Origin of the sequence: Paraliobacillus ryukyuensis (genome assembly GCF_003315295.1) — a bacterium.
GTDB classification, from domain to species: domain Bacteria; phylum Bacillota; class Bacilli; order Bacillales; family Amphibacillaceae; genus Paraliobacillus; species Paraliobacillus ryukyuensis.
On record NZ_QNRI01000002.1, the window covers coordinates 492,463 to 511,073 of the forward strand.

16 protein-coding genes and 1 tRNA gene are annotated in these 18,611 nt (G+C 36.4%); 12 read left to right on the forward strand and 5 right to left on the reverse strand.

Translation table 11 applies throughout. The annotated features are described in order from the left end of the window. The first annotated feature begins 539 nt into the window (after nucleotides 1-539). From DES48_RS05575 to DES48_RS05600, 6 genes are all read left to right on the forward strand, one after another. Nucleotides 540-1,403: an NAD(P)-dependent oxidoreductase gene (locus tag DES48_RS05575; RefSeq protein WP_113867553.1), complete on the forward strand. Its 864-nt coding sequence runs from the start codon at nucleotides 540-542 to the stop codon at nucleotides 1,401-1,403. Beyond that, the gene (locus tag DES48_RS05580; RefSeq protein ID WP_113867555.1) at nucleotides 1,403-2,827 is read left to right on the forward strand and encodes a hypothetical protein; all 1,425 of its coding nucleotides are present in this window, start codon (nucleotides 1,403-1,405) and stop codon (nucleotides 2,825-2,827) included. The genes DES48_RS05575 and DES48_RS05580 overlap by 1 nt, the downstream gene beginning before the upstream one ends. Before the next feature lie 149 nt (nucleotides 2,828-2,976). Continuing rightward, nucleotides 2,977-4,419, forward strand: coding sequence for a DEAD/DEAH box helicase (locus DES48_RS05585; RefSeq protein WP_113867754.1), 1,443 nt, complete (start codon nucleotides 2,977-2,979; stop codon nucleotides 4,417-4,419). A gap of 422 nt (nucleotides 4,420-4,841) precedes the next feature. After that, complete coding sequence (locus DES48_RS05590; RefSeq protein WP_113867557.1) at nucleotides 4,842-6,536, forward strand: FAD-dependent oxidoreductase; 1,695 nt, start codon at nucleotides 4,842-4,844, stop codon at nucleotides 6,534-6,536. Between the two features lie 142 nt (nucleotides 6,537-6,678). Continuing rightward, nucleotides 6,679-6,771: transfer RNA gene (locus DES48_RS05595), tRNA-Ser, on the forward strand. A 137-nt stretch (nucleotides 6,772-6,908) separates the two neighbouring features. Continuing rightward, nucleotides 6,909-7,175 carry an AbrB/MazE/SpoVT family DNA-binding domain-containing protein gene (locus DES48_RS05600; RefSeq protein WP_079710724.1) on the forward strand — a complete coding sequence of 89 codons (267 nt, stop codon included), beginning with the start codon at nucleotides 6,909-6,911 and terminating at the stop codon, nucleotides 7,173-7,175. Between the two features lie 56 nt (nucleotides 7,176-7,231). Here DES48_RS05600 and DES48_RS05605 read toward each other — a convergent pair whose 3' ends face one another. Continuing rightward, entirely contained in the window at nucleotides 7,232-7,702 is a 471-nt protein-coding gene (locus DES48_RS05605) for a DUF664 domain-containing protein (RefSeq protein WP_113867559.1), read from the reverse strand. A gap of 110 nt (nucleotides 7,703-7,812) precedes the next feature. On the opposite strand from DES48_RS05605, the gene DES48_RS05610 reads away from it, so the two are divergent. The 3 genes from DES48_RS05610 to DES48_RS05620 all read left to right on the forward strand — a co-directional run bounded on the left by DES48_RS05610 (nucleotide 7,813) and on the right by DES48_RS05620 (nucleotide 9,839). After that, nucleotides 7,813-8,679 (forward strand): LysR family transcriptional regulator, encoded by an 867-nt coding sequence (locus tag DES48_RS05610; RefSeq protein ID WP_113867560.1) that lies wholly within the window; start codon nucleotides 7,813-7,815, stop codon nucleotides 8,677-8,679. A gap of 108 nt (nucleotides 8,680-8,787) precedes the next feature. Beyond that, nucleotides 8,788-9,156, forward strand: a complete 369-nt coding sequence (locus DES48_RS05615; protein WP_079710727.1) for a CidA/LrgA family protein — start codon at nucleotides 8,788-8,790, stop codon at nucleotides 9,154-9,156. Beyond that, nucleotides 9,153-9,839, forward strand: coding sequence for an LrgB family protein (locus tag DES48_RS05620; RefSeq protein WP_079710728.1), 687 nt, complete (start codon nucleotides 9,153-9,155; stop codon nucleotides 9,837-9,839). The genes DES48_RS05615 and DES48_RS05620 overlap by 4 nt, the downstream gene beginning before the upstream one ends. Before the next feature lie 100 nt (nucleotides 9,840-9,939). Here DES48_RS05620 and DES48_RS05625 read toward each other — a convergent pair whose 3' ends face one another. Continuing rightward, nucleotides 9,940-10,893, reverse strand: coding sequence for a ribose-phosphate diphosphokinase (locus DES48_RS05625; RefSeq protein ID WP_079710729.1), 954 nt, complete (start codon nucleotides 10,891-10,893; stop codon nucleotides 9,940-9,942). A gap of 210 nt (nucleotides 10,894-11,103) precedes the next feature. Between DES48_RS05625 and galE the strand changes: the two genes are divergently transcribed. After that, on the forward strand, nucleotides 11,104-12,093 hold the full coding sequence (gene galE / locus DES48_RS05630) for a UDP-glucose 4-epimerase GalE (RefSeq protein ID WP_113867562.1): 990 nt from the start codon (nucleotides 11,104-11,106) through the stop codon (nucleotides 12,091-12,093). A 23-nt stretch (nucleotides 12,094-12,116) separates the two neighbouring features. Next, on the forward strand, nucleotides 12,117-13,856 hold the full coding sequence (locus tag DES48_RS05635) for a phospho-sugar mutase (protein WP_113867564.1): 1,740 nt from the start codon (nucleotides 12,117-12,119) through the stop codon (nucleotides 13,854-13,856). 297 nt (nucleotides 13,857-14,153) lie between these two features. Here DES48_RS05635 and DES48_RS05640 read toward each other — a convergent pair whose 3' ends face one another. From DES48_RS05640 to DES48_RS05650, 3 genes are all read right to left on the reverse strand, one after another. Continuing rightward, nucleotides 14,154-15,092, reverse strand: coding sequence for an EAL domain-containing protein (locus DES48_RS05640; protein ID WP_113867566.1), 939 nt, complete (start codon nucleotides 15,090-15,092; stop codon nucleotides 14,154-14,156). Between the two features lie 160 nt (nucleotides 15,093-15,252). Beyond that, on the reverse strand, nucleotides 15,253-16,758 hold the full coding sequence (locus tag DES48_RS05645) for an AbgT family transporter (protein ID WP_425451860.1): 1,506 nt from the start codon (nucleotides 16,756-16,758) through the stop codon (nucleotides 15,253-15,255). 96 nt (nucleotides 16,759-16,854) lie between these two features. After that, nucleotides 16,855-17,136 carry a YrhK family protein gene (locus tag DES48_RS05650; RefSeq protein ID WP_079710735.1) on the reverse strand — a complete coding sequence of 94 codons (282 nt, stop codon included), beginning with the start codon at nucleotides 17,134-17,136 and terminating at the stop codon, nucleotides 16,855-16,857. A gap of 216 nt (nucleotides 17,137-17,352) precedes the next feature. Between DES48_RS05650 and DES48_RS05655 the strand changes: the two genes are divergently transcribed. Beyond that, nucleotides 17,353-18,294 carry an LCP family glycopolymer transferase gene (locus DES48_RS05655; RefSeq protein WP_113867570.1) on the forward strand — a complete coding sequence of 314 codons (942 nt, stop codon included), beginning with the start codon at nucleotides 17,353-17,355 and terminating at the stop codon, nucleotides 18,292-18,294. The last annotated feature ends 317 nt before the right edge of the window (nucleotides 18,295-18,611 follow it).

Sequence of the window (18,611 nt, forward strand, 5' to 3'; positions counted from 1 at the left end):
CAGTCTAACATTCCTTCATCTCCGAAAGTGGATCTTCGGCTGATGCTTTTCCTTCAGGAGTCTCCCCCATTTGCTTCCTTCACTTATTAAAAAAACATATAAATTAAAGAAAATAAGATGCAATGTTCGCGTTTTATTAAATAGAAATAAATTATGAAATTGACTCAGGTTAATAATAATTTCAACATATTCCAACCCGTTCTCTTCTCATTATAATTCTTGGTGTGGCCTTATTTTAACAGAAAATGATAGAAGTCAGGAATTTTAATTAAAAATAACCATCTGTTAGAAACAGCCTTCTTAGAAATGGAAAACTGTTTGATTTTTCAAAGATTATCTACAATTATCGTCAATCGCATTTCTTTAGTAATGCGAATAGCGAATGGTTATAAAATGAAAATAGTTTATTACAAGATGGCTCTTATCTCTTTTTTTAGGAAAGAGTAAGCATACCATCCTAGAGTTAGCAATCAAACCAATTGAAAAAATAGAGCAATTAATGGAATAATAATAGTAGTGAAAAATAGGGAGGTAATCGCATGATCGGGTTTATCGGTTTAGGAATTATGGGAAATCATATGGCTGAAAATTTGATTGAGCAAGGGTATGATGTTGTGGTGCATAATCGTACCAAATCAAAAGCAACCAACTTATTAGAAAAAGGTGCACAATGGGCAGATACACCGAAGGAACTTGCTAAACAAGTTGATGTGATTTTTACCATGCTAACAAATGAAGAAGTAGTAGAAACGTTTGCTTTCGGAGAGGATGGCTTTATAAATGAATTTGAAGGTAAATTGTGGGTCGATTGCAGTACGGTTGGTCCAAAAGCAAGTGAACGATTTGCTGAACAGGCTTCTACACAAGCGGTTCGATTTCTAGATGCACCAGTGTCTGGATCAAAAATCCCAGCGCAAAAAGGAGAGCTAATTTTTCTTGTCGGAGGTAAGGAAGAGGATTTAGAACAAGTACGTCCGATGCTTGAAGTTATGGGAAAAGATATTCAACATCATGGTAACCATGGCAAAGGGTCTGCAATGAAATTAGTCATTAATTTAATGTTAGCTCAGGCAACGGCGGCTTTTTCCGAAGCACTAGCATTTGGTCAATCCATTGGATTAGATAAACAAACCTTAATGGATACATTATTAAATAGTCCAACCACTGCACCTATTATGCAAGCGAAACGAGACAAAATGTTAAACGAGGACTTCAGTGAACATTTTCCGTTAGAACATATGTACAAAGATTTACATTTAGTTAGTGAGGCTGCTTATGATAGTGGTGCTTCTTTGCCAATTGCTAGTTCTACGAAAGAATTGTATAGTCTAGCAAAACAACACGGGCTTGGCAGAGAAGATTTATCAGCTATCTATAAAGTATTTCAAGCGAGCAAGCGTTAATGGTTTCGATCAGAAAAGGTATAGCGAAACTATTTACCATAGCGATCATTATTTATGCAATTTTACACTATATTGATGTATTATTCCAGTTAACTACCGCATCAACATTACTTGGCTTAACTGGAATAATCGTATTTGTTTCAGGCGTCCTCCTGTTATCCATGCGCACGATAACAGTTCCGCTATTTTTATTTCTGATTGCATTTGTTATTCAAGTCATGACAGGCCATTCCCTTGTCAGTATGATTATTGAAGGTTCCATTGAAATGTCTAATTTAATAACTTTGCTCTTAATTGTCCCGGCAATCAGTTGGATTTTTCAAGAAGAGCCCTACATTGAAGCGATTGTACAAGTAGGCAAGCAATTGTTTGATACGAGTAAGAAATTTTACGCAGGAATGATGCTCATCAATCAGATCATTGCTTATTTCTTGTTATTTGGTTGTATTCCGATGATGTATCAATTTGTGAATGACTTTCTGCCATCCAAAACTGGGGAGGCGTGGGAATATTTTAAAGGTACCGCATTGTTACGGTCATTTGCTTTAACAACGCTATGGGTCGTTAGTATTCCAAGTTTCGCTTTTGCAGTCGATCATTTAGGTGCATCACTTGGCTGGTCGATTTTACAAGGTTTCTTTATCTCTATGCTTGGTATCGCACTCGCTTTATTCTTCCTTGTACAAAAAGAAAAAACATATCAAATGAACTTTACTGCTGGAATACAAGAAGAAATGCATACCAGACTTCACAATAGTATGAAGCCACATGAAGCAAAAAGGTTAGTGACTGAGTTTGTTGCATTGTTTGTTTCCATGTTCAGTACCATTCTGCTTATTCATTTTGTGGTAGGTTTGCGTTTACTCGCTGTTATTCCACCGATTATTATGATGTGGACCATCGGTTATTTCTTATCAAAAAAACGGTCAAAACAGTTGGTATTGCACACAAACACATACATCACGGTCCATATTCAACAGAAAGCACAACAATTTAGCGTATTACTAGCAGCAGGTATCTTAATTTATTCAGTTACGCAATCGGGTGTTGGTGAATACATGATAGATGGTTTGTTTTATCTTGTCGATGTGATACCGTTTATGAATTTTCTAGCAGTCATTCCATTTATGGCTATTGTCTTAGGGTTTCTAGGACTAGGACCACTTACAGTTATTGTCCTGGTAGCAGGTATTCTAGAAAGTGTTGCCTTACCATTTCCACCTGAATTAGTCGTACTCGCAATGACATCTGGCAGTGTTATTTCGGTAATGCTTTCTCCAGTTGTACTGCCAGTTATTATCTTAAGCACAACGAACCGCTTAAGTATTATGAAAAATGGGATTGGCTTTAATTGGGGCTTCGCGGTAATTTTTTATTTTATTGTGCAATTATATATACAGGTTGTTTGGTTTATTATCGGTTGATTCTCCTATAGAATCAACCTTTTTCTTGTATAAAGAAATCTTCTGGTTGATAATAAGAAGTAAGTCATTGTGGACAGATACAAGCATACAGAGCCGTGCATGATAGCATATATAAAAAGAAAAAATCAACAAGACAGATTGGAGCAATGATCATGGAGCAATCATTTGAACAGTTCGGATTAAGCACTACGATTGTAGATGCCTTACACAACTTACATTTCACCAAGCCCACAAATGTACAACAGAAAGTAATTCCCCACTTATTAAGAGGCGAGGACCTTGTTGTGCAATCAAAAACAGGGAGTGGAAAAACTGCTGCCTATGGTATCCCGCTTTGCGAAAAAATTGATTGGAACGAGAATAAACCCCAAGCAGTAATTTTAACACCTACAAGAGAGCTAGCGGCTCAAGTACAACAAGATGTGGAACATATTGGTAGATATAAACGGGTGAAAGCGATTACTCTTATCGGCAAGCAATCGTTTGAAAAGCAAAAATTAGCGTTGAAACAAAAGAATCATCTGGTGGTTGGCGCACCAGGAAGGGTGTTGGACCATTTAGAAAAAGGTACACTCTCCTTAGAAGCAATCAACTATTTAATTATTGATGAAGCGGATGAAATGCTCAATATGGGATTTATTGATCAGGTGCAAGCGATCATCGAAAAATTCCCTAAAAACCGTGTGACAGCTTTGTTTTCTGCAACCATTTCATCGGAGTTAGAAGAACTTTGTCACAAATATATGAAGCAACCGTTAACCATTAAAGTAAAGGCGGATAAACAAACCACTAATATTAAGCAGTTTATCATTCCGATCGATCCTGATGAGAAATTTGACTTATTACAAGGAGTGTTAATAACGGAGAATCCTGATAGTAGTATTGTTTTTTGCCGTACTCAAGCAGAAGTAGATCGCGTTTCAAAACAACTAAAACGATTGAACTATCCATGCGAGAAACTTCATGGAGGAATGACGCAAGAAGATCGTTTTAGCGTAATGGGCCAATTTAAACAAGCTGAGTTTCGCTATTTGGTTGCTACCGATATTGCTGCGCGAGGAATAGATGTAGCTGATATACCGTTGATTATTAATTATGATATGCCACTGGAAAAAGAAACGTATGTTCATCGAGTTGGTAGAACGGGACGAGCAGGAAAGACTGGGAAAGCCATTACTTTTGTAACGGAGCAGGAAGACGTGTACGTGAAACAGATAGAAACGTATATTAACGAAGAAATACCGATTGGCCAAGCTCCCGCTCAATTGGAAATTAAAGCGCATAAAACAACTTTTACCCAAACAATCAACTCCAAACCGAAACCTAGAAAAGTGAAAAATGATCAACTGGATCAGCAAATAATGAAGCTTTATTTTAATGGTGGAAAAAAGAAAAAAATTCGAGCGATCGATTTTGTTGGGACACTTACTAGTATTAATGGAGTTTCAGCTAATGATATTGGTATTATTTCCATTGAACATAGTCACTCCTATGTTGATATTTTAAATGGAAAAGGTCCGCTTGTGCTAAAAGAAATGAAAAATAAAACAATCAAAGGCAAGCAATTAAAAGTTCATCAAGCGAGAAAGTAACGACTACCTTAATACATGAGGTAGGTATCAAACTGTCATTGATACAAATGGTAAAGAATGATAATTGATCGCAAGGCGCTGGTGTTAGGATGACAGCGTCTTTTTGCTATAACAGCAAGGTTTTAAGAAAGGAGTAGTTTCATTGAAAATACTAATCAAAGTGAACACAGTAAAGGAAGGCGGAAAACTAATTAGAACTCCTTTATCTAGCAGTTCTAAAAAGATTGATAATATTCTTATAGATATTTCTACTTTAACAGATTATGATGTTGACAATCTCATCCATCATTGGAGCATATAAAATGTTCATGTAACAAGTGAAATTGTGAACATTTTATGATAATGTACGTTGTTTTGTTGTTATTATATACCCCTAATGGTATTATAGGTTTATAAATAAAGGTAATACTGGAGGTTTTGGAATGGGTAAACGTATATTGATTGTTGGTGGTGTAGCTGGTGGTGCTTCGGTTGCTGCAAGGGTACGTCGCTTAGATGAAGAAGCAGAGATTATAATGTTTGAAAAAGGTCCCCATGTCTCTTTTTCAAATTGTGCTCTGCCATATCACTTAAGTGGTGAAATTGAAGATAGTAATAAATTAATATTAATGAATCCTGCGAAATTTGATAAAAGGTATCATATAGAAGCAAGAACAAATAGTGAAGTTATGACCATTAATCGTACGAAAAAAACAATCACAGTAAAAAACGTACAAACAGAAGAAACTTATGAAGAAGGGTATGACTATTTAGTACTCTCTCCAGGTGCGAGCCCAATTGTTCCTCCACTTAAAGGTGTGGACAGTCAACATGTTTTTACCGTAAGAAATGTCGTTGATATAGACAAACTAAATCAATTTGTACAGCAACAACATATTAAGAACATTGCGGTGATTGGTGGTGGTTTTATCGGGTTAGAAGTGGCTGAGAACTTGGCATACGCTGGGAAAAACATTTCTTTGGTAGAGGCACAAAATCAAGTAATGGCTCCATTTGATTCTGACATGGTTCAGATTTTGCATAAAGAGCTGATTGACAAAGGAATTAACCTTGTCTTAAATGATGGCATTACCCAAGTAGAAGAAAGTCAAATTGTCTTAGCTTCAGGAACTAAAGTAGCAGCGGATGCTGTGGTGATGGCAATTGGTGTGCGTCCAGAAACAAACCTAGCAAAAGAAGCTGATTTAGCAATAGGGAAAACAGGTGGTATCAAAGTAGACCATAATTATCGAACCACAGACCCTGCTATCTACGCTGTCGGAGATGCGATTGAAGTACATCATAAAATAACTGGTGCAAAAACTCGTCTTGCTTTAGCAGGCCCAGCGCAACGACAAGCAAGAGCAGCAGCTGATCATATGTATCACATTCCACATCGTAATACCGGGGTGATCGGGTCTTCTGGAATAAAAATCTTTGATTTAAACGCTGCGTCGACTGGGATAAATGAGAAGCAGGCAAAAGCTGCAAATATTGATTACGATTTTGTTTATATTATTCCTACTGATAAAGTAGGTATTATGCCAGAAAGTAATGTAGTGCATTTTAAATTACTATTTGAAATTCCAACTGGACGAATTTTAGGTGCTCAAGCGATCGGTAAAGGTAATGTCGATAAACGAATCGATGTTATTGCAACCATGATTATGATGAATGGTACAGTAGAAGATTTAAAAGAATTAGAGCTTGTTTATTCTCCAATTTTCGGAACAGCCAAAGATGTTGTTAATCAAGCGGCATTGGTAGCGTTGAATATATTAAATGGCGCAATAAAACAAGTAAAAGTGTCTGAGGTCCGAGAACTTGTTGAAAGTAATGCATTTATTATTGATGTAAGAGAAAAAAAGGAGTATGAAGCAGGTCATGTAAAGAACGCAAAAAATATTCCATTAAGCGAATTTAGAGAACGGTTAGATGAAATACCAACCGATCAACCGGTATACGTGCACTGTCGTTCTGGACAACGTAGTTATAATGCAGTTGCTTCGTTAGGCAATGTGGGATATGAACATGTTTATAATATATCTGGCTCTTTTTTAGGGATTTCGTTATTTGAATACGTAAATGATAAAAAGCAAGCTAGAGAACCAATTGTGACGAAATATAATTTTAAATAAAGGTTGAAAGAAGCTATTGATCCTCCCATTAGTAAGATGTTCTAAGGGAGGATTCTTTCTTTTAATAATTTTGAGCATATTATTCTTGCATGCTCTTTTGTTTTCTTATAAAATATTTATTGTCGTATTTATTCTCTCTATTGGAGGAGTACCCAAGTTCGGCTGAAGGGGATGCACTCGAAATGCATTAGGACGGGCAACTGTCGCGTGGGTTCGAATCCCACCTCCTCCGCCATTTTATTATCATGTTACATAGTTATAAAGTCCTTATTATTTGTTTGGTAGCTAGTAATATTCTCATGTTTTCACATTTTAAAAATAACCTAAATATGGTATTGTATAGAAAAAATTTCAACTAGGGGGATTCATACTATGAAAAGCACAGGCATTGTTAGAAAAACCGATCATTTAGGGAGGATCGTTTTACCAAAAGAGTTACGTAGATCTTTAGAAATTGCAAATAAAGATCCATTAGAAATTTTTACAGATAACGATCGAATTGTATTACGAAAATACAACTCTCAAAATGCATGCATGATTACTGGAGAGGTAAGAGACGATAATCAATCATTCTTTAATGGGAAAATTATTCTAAGCCCTGAAGGTATTGAACTATTAAAAAAAGAATTACAATCATAATAGATTGATTGAAAAAAGCAAGTATATCATTTAAAGGTACACTTGCTTTTTTGCATTTAGAAATTATAATTCACCCCATATTTGTCATTCCATGCGTCGATCTCTTTTCGAATTAGCACTATTTGTCCAATATGATAAGCATTATGTAGGGTGAGGTACGATAAATTTTCTTGCCATTTGTTAAGTTTTTCCTCACTTGCCTCGGCTATTGCTTTATCCCAAGCGTTAAAAATTGCATCAAGCATGACCGTTTTTTGTAACCAACTTTCCTGGTGATGATAGGTAAACGTCTGCTCCGTACGGGGTAAATCTCTATATGTTTTTTTGTGATTGAATTGGTCTAATTCCAATTGATTATAAAAAATCAAATGCTGAACAATTTCAGTTATCGAATGCGGTTGATTTTGTTTCTTACACATCGCTTCTTTCTCTGATAAACCATGAAGGGCACTTTTTAGTGAAACGAACCATGTGTTTTGATTATAGGTTGCTTTTAATTGGCTTTGTAAAAATTGTCGTAATGTCATTACTGATCGCTCCTTAAAAATACTATATAATTATTATATCGAAAAGTTTGCTAGTTTTATGCTACAAATATAACTTTACCTGTTTGTAGAGGTGAAAAAAGGAGTTAACCATGGAATTAAGGCAATTAAATTATTTTTATGAAGTGGCCAAACAACAAAGTATTTCTAAGGCAGCACAAGCATTACATGTGTCGCAACCTGCTCTAAGTAAAACGATTAAAAATCTTGAAACAGAACTTGGTATGACCTTATTATTGCGTACCAATAAAGCAAGTGAATTAACAGATGCAGGGATGGTAGTGTTCGAATACGCCAAAAAAATTAGTCGTGATATGGAGGATATGATGACCATTTTACATGACCTAACAGAATTAAAACGTGGAGAAATTCATTTCGGTCTTCCGCCACTTATTGGTGGTCTATTTTTTCCTCATATCCTAGCAGAATTTCATAAGACATACCCGAATATCAACATAGTAATTACCGAGTATGGTGGTGCCAAAGTAGTGAAAAGTGTAGCTGAGGGAGAACTAGATTTAGCGGTAACAGTACTACCAATTGATCATACTTTATTCGATGCGTATCCTATTGTAGAAGAAAATATGCAATTAATGGTACATCATCAACATCCACTAGCCTCTCGAAGCACAGTAGATTTAAGTGAGTTAGAACAAGAGGAATTTATTTTCTACCATGAAGACTTCGCTTTACATGATATGATGTGGAACAAGTTTTTAGAAGTCGGATATGAGCCGAAAATTTTATTTAAAAGCTCCCAATGGGATCTCATGTCGGCAATGGTGGCAGCAAATTTAGGGATAACTATTTTGCCCAAATCTATTTGTGAACGTGTGCAAAACAGTGCAGTGAAAGCAATAGATTTAACGCCTGATATCCCGTGGAATCTAGCAGTTATTAAAAAGAAAGATAAGTACTTGTCTTTTGCAGGACGCACCTTTATTCAATTTATTCGCTAATGAAGTTATAACTTTTAGTTATGTATAACATAAAATATATGTATTTTACGAATACTCCTGACTTCGATATGCTAAATACAAGGCATGCTGGAGTTAGGAGTGTTTTATATGAAAATAGGTACCATTATTATTCAAATTTTGCTGATTCATATTTTTTTATTATTAGCTATTGGGTTAAAACAGTTACTTTCCATTCCATTACCTGCATCAATGATCGGTTTAGTTCTGTTATTTTTAGCACTCGTACTAAAAATAATTAAATTAGAATGGGTAGAACAAGGTGCGAACTGGTTAATGGCTGAGTTACTGTTATTTTTTGTTCCTTCAGCAGTCGGTATTGTAAATTATAATGAAATTGCAAGTTGGCAAGGTGTTGAGATGGTTTTTATTATTGGCATAAGCACATTTATTGTCATGAGCTTAACGGCATTTATTGCTGATTGGATTGTAACAAAGAAAGGAGAGAAGGTTGGATGATCATAGTATTGGTAACAATCATGACATATGTTTTATACCGCTTTGCTAAACAACTAAATAAAAACAGTAAAATTCCATTATTTCATCCACTGTTGTTCACACCAGTACTCATTATCATCATCATATTCGCGACACATTTATCAGCCAATACGTATTTAGATGGCGCAAAATTGCTTACCCATATGTTGGGCCCAGCAACGATTGCATTCGCGGTTCCTATTTACAAGCATCTACCTGTTCTAAAAAAATATCTTGGTTTAATTTTAATTAGCATTACGTCAGGTTCGTTAATTGCTGTTTTTTCCTCTTTTGGTTTATCGATGCTACTTCATTTAGATCGAAGCTTTTCTGTTAGCGTATTACCTCGTTCTATTACGACACCAATCGCAATGGAGGTATCCAAAGATATTGGGGGATTGCCTACACTAACAACTGTTTTCGTTATTATTACCGGCATTGTTGGGGGAATGATCGGGCCGTCTGTAATTAAGCGATTTGCGATAAAAACTCCTATTGCCAAAGGACTTGCGCTTGGCATGAGTGCACACGGTGTTGGAACGAATAAAGCGATGGAATACGGAGAAGAAGCAACAACTTTCTCGACTTTAGCAATGATTCTTGCTGCAACGATTACAATTGTATGGGGGAAATTGTTAATCCCGTCGCTAATCGGATTATTATAATGAAAAAACGAACGATAGATGATTTAAAATAAATGTCCATTCGATAGACTATTTATCCGAATCATGCATCGTTCGTTTTTTTATGTTTTCCCTTCAATAATTACGCTTCAAATAAAGGACTAACTGATTCTTGGCGATATACACGCAGAATCGCATCACTAAATAGGGCCGCTGCGCTAAGTTGTGTGATCTTATCACTCCATTTTTCTTCTGGAATTGGAATGGTATCTGTTACCACTAATTCTTTAATGGAAGATTCATTGATCTTCTGTGTCGCAATTCCAGAAAGAACTGGATGGGTAGCAGTTGCGTATACCTCTTTTGCCCCATTATCGATGAGTGCTTTAGCTCCAGTTGTTACACGTCTACCAGTATCGACAATATCATCAATCAGAATCGCTGTTTTTCCATCGATATCTCCAACAATTTTTAATTCAGAGGTATCGACATCTTTAGGGCCACGTCGATCCAGAATTGCAATTGGAGTATCTAATCTATCAGCGAACTGTCGAGCACGCTTCACACTACCATGATCTGGGGCAACGACGACAACGTTTTCTAATTGTTTTTCTAGAAAATAAGAAGCTAATATTGGAATCCCAGCTAATGGGTCCACAGGTACATCAAAAAATCCTTGTGTTTGTGTAGCATGGATATCAAGTGCTAGAAGACGAGAAGCACCTGCTTTTTCAATTAAATCAGCAATTAATTTTGCTGTAATCGGTTCACGAGCATTTGTTTTACGATCTTGACGCGCATAACCATAATAAGGAATAACAACATTGATCGTTTTGGCGGAAGCCCGTTTTAAAGCATCTAACATGATTAATAATTCCATAATATGTTGATCTGCTGGATCACAAGTAGATTGAATCACATATGTATCACAACCACGAACACTTTCTTCAATATTGATCTGTACTTCGCCATCACTAAAGGTTTTAACGGAACAATCTCCTAACGAAACACCAGTATGTTTTGCTATTTTTTCTGCTAGAGCAGGGTTTGAACTAAGAGAAAATATTTTAAGTTCTTCTAACTTATTAATTGACACAAGCTTCGCTCCTTTTTTCTAAACATATCTCTTTCAATTGTAAAACAAAAGAGGAAAGAATGCCAGTTATGGTTGATCGATTAATTAGGAAATATAATTTTACACATATTTTATAAAACGTAAGCGACGGATAAAGCGATTTCTGATATAATGTTTATTTAGTGACGATATACATATATTACAAGTTTTGATGGGAAAGGACGTGTCAGAATGACCATCCTTGTAACAGGTGGAGCTGGCTATATTGGTAGCCATACCGTACATTTTTTAAAAGAACAAGGACAAGATGTCGTTGTTCTAGATAATTTGCAAAAAGGTCATCGAAAAGCAATGGCTGCTGTTCCCTTTTATCAAGGAGAACTTAAAGATGAAATATTATTAGATACAATTTTTGATACGCACGCTATAACAGCTATTATCCATTTTGCTGCGGATTCATTAGTCGGTGAGAGTGTGAAAGATCCATTGACGTATTATGAAAACAATGTCATTGGTACCCATACATTAGTGAAAAAAATGGTAGCACATGATGTGAAACATATTGTATTCTCTTCAACAGCAGCAATTTATGGGGAGCCGAATTCAATTCCAATAGTAGAGAATGATCCCACGATACCAACAAATCCATATGGTGAAACAAAATTGGCGATTGAGAAAATGTTAAAATGGTGTGATCAAGCTTATGGTTTGAAATCAGTTTGCTTACGCTACTTTAATGCAGCGGGAGCAGATCCAAAGAGTAAGATTGGCGAAGATCACGAGCCTGAGACGCATCTAATTCCAATCGTGTTGCAGGTTGCACTTGACCAGCGTAGCAGTGTTTCTATCTTTGGCGATGATTACCCAACAGAGGATGGAAGTTGTGTTAGAGACTATATTCATGTTGTAGACTTAGCTCAAGCACATTATTTAGCTGTGCAGAAATTAAAGCAAACGCAACAGAGTGCTGTTTACAATCTTGGAAATGGACAAGGCTTTTCGGTAAAACAAGTTATTGATACTTGCAGAAAAGTAACAGGACATGCAATTCCTGCAAAAATTTCTCCCCGTCGAGCTGGCGATCCGGCGACATTGGTAGCTTCCTCAGATAAAGCTCGAACAGAATTGGGATGGGAACCACGATATGTTGACCTTGAAACAATCGTACAACATGCATGGAATTGGCATCAAACACATCCAAATGGATTTGAGGACAAATAAAGATCAAATAGGAGGAAATAGATATGAGTTGGAAAGAAGTCTATCAGAAATGGAATACATTTGATCAATTAGATACAGAACTTCGTAATCAATTGGAAGCTTTAGCAGAGGATGAAAAAATATTAGAAGATAGTTTTTATAAAGAGTTAGAATTCGGTACAGGTGGTATGCGTGGAGAGTTAGGACCTGGCTCAAACCGTATGAATATATATACCGTACGTAAAGCGGCTGAAGGAATGGCGCGCTACATAGAAGAACAAGGAACAGTTGCTAAATCTAGAGGGGTCGTCATCGCATATGATTCACGCTATAAATCACCTTTGTTTGCGATGGAAGCAGCTAAGACACTTGGTTACCATGGAATACAAACATACGTATTTGATGCATTACGACCAACACCAGAGCTTTCTTTTGCTGTAAGATATCTACATGCTTATAGTGGAGTTGTTATAACAGCTAGTCATAATCCACCTGAATATAACGGTTTTAAAGTATATGGTCATGATGGAGGTCAACTTCCTCCTGGACCAGCCGAGAAGATCGTAGCAAAGGTAAATGAAGTTGAAAATGAATTAACCATTCCAGTAGCAGACGAAGCAGAATTAAAGGCTAATGGTAACTTGCAAATCATTGGTGAAAAAGTGGATCAAGCCTATTATCAACAATTGCAAACAATTATTGTTAACCCAACTATGATTAAAGAAATAGCAGATGACTTTAAAATTGTCTATACACCATTACACGGAACTGGTAACTTGCCAGTGCGCGAAGGCCTAAAAGATATGGGCTTTAAACACGTGGAAGTAGTTCCAGAGCAAGAATTACCAGATCCAAATTTCTCAACCGTTAAATCACCAAATCCAGAAGAACATGCTGCATTTGAGCTAGCGATGCAACAAGGAGAAAAAACAAATGCAGATATTTTATTAGGAACAGATCCTGACACTGATCGCGTGGGTGTTGCCGTTAAAAATGAAGACGGTAAGTATCAAGTGTTAACTGGAAACCAAGTTGGTGCGCTCTTACTAAATTACCTAATTAACGAGAAGAAAAATCAAGGAACACTAGCAGATAATGCAACCGTATTAAAAACGATTGTTACCTCTGAAATAGGAAGAGATATTGCTAGTAAACATGGATTAGAAACAGTAGATACATTAACTGGCTTTAAATTTATCGGTGAAAAAATTAAAGAATATGAAGAAACAGATGCAAATAGCTTCTTGTTTGGTTATGAAGAAAGCTATGGATATCTAATCGGTGACTTCGTAAGAGATAAAGATGCAGTACAGTCTTGTATGATGATTGCAGAAGTCGCAGCTTACTATAAAACAAAAGGCAAGACGTTATACCAAGGTCTCCTTGAGATTTTTGAAGAATACGGCTACTATTTTGAATCCCTACAATCATTAACGCTAAAAGGAAAAGATGGTGCAGAACAGATTCAAGCACTACTTAAAGCCTTTCGAAACGATCCACCAAAAGTAGTGATTGGATCAGACGTAGCTGTGATAGAAGATTATCAATCAAGTGAACGTACTCTAGTAGATAACGATCAACATGAAACGATCACTTTACCTAAATCAAATGTATTGAAATATAAATTAGCGGATGGTTCTTGGTTCTGTTTACGTCCTTCAGGTACAGAACCGAAGATCAAATTCTATTTTGCAGTAAACGGCGATACATTTGCAGGAACAAAAGAGAAATTACTGAATTTAGAAACAGAAATAATGGATCGCGTCCATCAGTTAACAAAATAATAGAACAAAAAAGGTGCCTCTTGCGAAAAGCAAGAGGCACCTGTTTATGTTGGCTTGGATGTAGTAGGGTGTAATAGCACAATATAATACGAACTCTCTGCAAAAGTGGCCAGTGATTTGGTCTAAACCTATTAACAACAAAAATTCTCCTATATTAGCCCTGATGAATTAGGATAAAACTTACTTAGTCATATTGATTACCATTTAAGATATTATCAAAGAGAAGTCGATCTGGCTATCCATCTATATGGACAGTAAGTTAGGAGAAGGTTTACCAAACAGATAGCCTTGAAAAAGTTAATACCCTCTTTGTTTTAACCAATCAAAATCTTCTTCCGTTTCGATTCCTTCTGCCAGCGGAATCGAACCAATTTCATTTGCTTTTTGTAAAAATTGTTCTGCTACGACTTGTAGCTGCTTGTTATGGGCGACTCCTTGCACGAACTTCATATCTAATTTCATGACATGAGGCTGTAGGTCTGCTAATAAATTAATAGTGCTATGTCCAGTTCCAACGTCATCTAAAGCATAGTTAAATCCACGGTCTTGATAATAATGTAAGATGGTTTTTAAATGATTTACATCGTCGACTTTATCTGTCTCTACTACTTCAAATACCAGTTTTTCTGTTGCTAACGCAAGGTGCTCAGCGAGTGCTGTCGTCGAGCGTAAACAAAATTCAGGAGAATAAATGGAAGTAGGAATAAAATTTATAAACGCTTTAATACCTTTTGGGATGTGTATGGCATGGCGAACAGCGGTTAGTCGACACAAACGATCTAAAGCATATAATCGTCCGCGTTTTCTAGCGGCATCAAAAATAACATTAGGGTAAATAATCGAACCTTCTTCATCTGTAAAGCGAGCAAGTAATTCATAAGCATAAACGCTCTTATCTGCGTTGAGAATAGGTTGATAGTGACAATGAATTTGCCGTTTTTGAATTACTTTATCAATCCATTGTGCTTCAACTACCTCTTTAAATTCTAATAATGGGCGCCATTCATCATCGTGAATACGAAAGAAAATGTCGTCTATTTGAATATGATCGACACTAAAATCATAAATACTTGTTGCACCATTTTCATTGGTAAATATATTGCTGTTTTCGATACGAACAGGGATATCGTGTCTGCTTAAAAAGTCGTGTATTATTTGAACGAGTTCAGCTGCATTCTGCTGCTTCAAAGTCAGTTCAACTGTTAGTTCTGTGATTGCACAATGATTGCAGGACAATAGAACTACCTCATTTCTATTTTATAGTAGAATACTTTAGTTTTATCATAATAATACCTCAGTTACTAGAGATAAGTCCAAATCAGAAAAATTTAAACTACTCTTATTTAATGCAAAAGAAAAGAAGCTGCGCGAAGGCAGCTCCTTTTTTACATTAAATTTATTGGTGATACATGATTGGTGCACCTGGTCCAACCGGAATTCCGATTGCCATCCAAATAAATAGGATAATAATCCAGCCGATTAAAAAGGCGATAGAATAAGGGATCATCATAGATATTAATGTTCCAATTCCTAGTTTCTTCTCGTAGCGTTGGGCAAACGCAACAATAACAGGGAAATAGAGTAACAATGGTGTTACCATATTGGTCACGGAATCAGCAATTCGGTAAACCAACGTAGTAAACTCAGGTGAATAATCTAAGTTCATCATAATGGGTACAAACACTGGTGCTAAAATTGTCCACTTTGCAGAAGAACTCCCAATAAAGAAATTAATGAGCATGGTTAATAAAATAAAGACAAGAATTAAACCAAAACCATCAAATCCGGTACTTTGTAAAAAGTCAGCACCTTTATAAGCGATAATAGTACCTAGATTTGTTTCACGGAAGTAAGCGATGAATTGTCCTGCCGTAAAGGCTAACGCAATATATCCACTCATACTTGCCATTGTATCGCCCAATAACGAAGTTAAATCTTTATCATTGGTAATTTTCTTCACTGTAATCCCATAGACAAGACCTGGAATGAAGAAAAGAATAAAAATAACAAATACAAGCGAAGCAAAAAATGGTGAATCTAAATAGGATCCATCCCCACGCAAAGGTCCAATTGAAAGGTAGGCCATCACAATAAGTGTAATGAGAAAACTAATTCCGGCATATTTTAGGGCTTTTTTCTCGGTAGCCGTTAAATAGTCAATTGATTCATCTGCTTCCCCTTGATACTTACCTAAACGCGGTTCAACAATCTTATCTGTTACCCAAGTGCCAAGCGCTGTGATGAGTAGAACAGAAAATGCTGCGAAATACCAGTTCATTGAAACGGCAATAGTTTCCGCATAAGCAGGATCTATTGTTGAAGCTGCTTCAGCTGTTAACTCCTGTAAAATAGCATCGGTGGAAGTTAGAAATAAATTCGCTCCAAAACCTCCAGATACACCAGCAAATGCAGCAGCTAATCCTGCAAGGGGGTGTCGTCCTAATCCAAGGAACAAGACAGCACCCAATGGTGGTAATACCACATACCCAGCGTTAACAGCAATACTGGACATAATACCTGCAAAGACTAGTGCAGCTGTTAGCAGGCGTTTCGGGAAAGAAAAAACAGTTGCTTTTAATGCGGCATTCACTAAGCCTGTTTTTTCAGCCAAACCTATCCCTAGCATCGTAACAAGCACAGCGCCCAATGGAGCAAAGCCAACAAAGTTGTCTACTGCATGTTGAAATATGTATTGGAGTCCACTGATGCTAAACAAGTTAGTGACACTGGTTGTTTCTCCTGTCGATGGATTTTCGACCGTTACCCCTGCAAAAATACCTGATAAAATAATAACGAGTAGTGACAAGATTGCAAATAACAAAAATGGAGAAGGAAGTTTATTGCCTAACCATTCAATGCCATCTAAAATCCGGAAAGAAAATTTTTTCTTTTGTTTTGTCAATGTTTTTCCACCTTTTCCGATTATTTTTGTCAACATTCTCGGTTAAAATAACAGGATAGAAAAAGAATGTCAAAACATTTGATTATTTTTAGAGAATTAATCTGATTTTTTTTGATTTATTTGCTTTAGATGGATCTTTTTACTGAATTGAAGTGTTGGACGCACGAGAAACAAAGCACTACCAATAATGAAGAGCCATATTCCAGTGAGTGTGGTTGCTTCCCACAAGAATAAGATACTTCCAACGACAAACAAAATCCCAATAAACACATCGTTTAGAATATAAAAGAATTCATATCGACGATAGATTACAATTTCATGATTACCAATAGGAAAATCTAATTCATAAGCGTGCGTTTCTTGTTTATTAATTTCCATGGTTTCACCTCCGATTAACCTATACCCAACTACTAAATTCATTAATCATTTGAATTGAGAAAGTTTGTTAAGTAGAATAATGGTGAAACCTTTTTCTTTGTTTCATCGTCAAATTTTAGCAGGATTATTTTCTCGCACTACTTTGTATTAGAAGTAAATAATGTTTGTATTATACTAAGTTAGTGATAAAATAGGTCGAAGGGAAGAGGTGCTTTTATGGTAGAAGAGAGAAGAACGGCCAAGCGAAAGAAGAAAAAAAGAAAAGGATTAAAAATAACGCTGCTCATAATTGGTATCATAATTCTTGGTATTGTTGCATTTGCTGTTTCCGTTTTAATGGATGCTAGACAAACGGTGAATAATGAGATTCATCAAGGAATTGATAGCATTGATACTGAGGTAACAAAAGAAAAGGTAAGAAACCAACAACCGTTAAATATATTACTTTTAGGTGTAGATGAACGTAAAAATGATTCAGGAAGATCTGATGCATTAGTCGTTGCGTCGATTAACCCCTCTAATGAAAGTGTTCAGTTAGTGAGTATTCCAAGAGATACAAGAGCGGAGATAGTCGGTCACGGGACGACAGAAAAGATTAATCACGCCTATGCTTATGGTGGCGCAGATATGTCGGTTAATACAGTAGAAAATTTTCTCGACATTGAGTTAGACTATTATGTCAAAGTGAATATGCAAGGGTTAGAAGAGCTCGTTAATGCTGTCGGTGGCATCACTGTAGACAATGAAATAGCGTGGACGGATTCTGGTTATTACAAAAAGGGTTATGATTATGAATTAGGTGAGATTGACTTAAATGGTGCTCAAGCACTAGGTTATGTTCGTATGCGTAAGCAAGATCCAGAAGGAGACTTTGGTCGTACCAAAAGACAGCGAAAAGTTATTGAAGCAATTATTCAAAAAGGTGCATCTGTAGGATCGGTTACCAAAATAAGTGATGTATTAGATGTACTAGGCTCCAATGTAGAAACAAATATGAAATTTAATGATATGAAAAACCTATTTTTAAATTATCGAAACACACGAAAAAACATTTCTACTTATATGTTAGATGGCCACACGCAAATGATTAATGGAGCTAGTTATGTGATTATTCCAGACGAAGAAATTCAAAAATTCCATGATATGATTGAAAAATAAGGTTCTCTGTCAAATGTGGTGGTGTCATTTTCACTCCACCATCTCTTTTATTACACTTACATTATTAATCATACTTGTACCTGAACCGCAGGGGAAATATACTCGCTTCCCTCGGGCACGGCGTCGGGCACACAGGACGTGGGTCAGTTAGACGTTGTCACAGGACGTGACGGTTTTCGTCTAACTTCTAGCCGCTTAACCAAGTGGATCTTCGGCTCGTGGGACTGCGATTACTCGTCCGATCGAAAACATATGCTGTTCCCGCAGGAGTCTCGCATATTACCTCTGCTTTAGGGGAACAAAAGAGAGGGGATTGA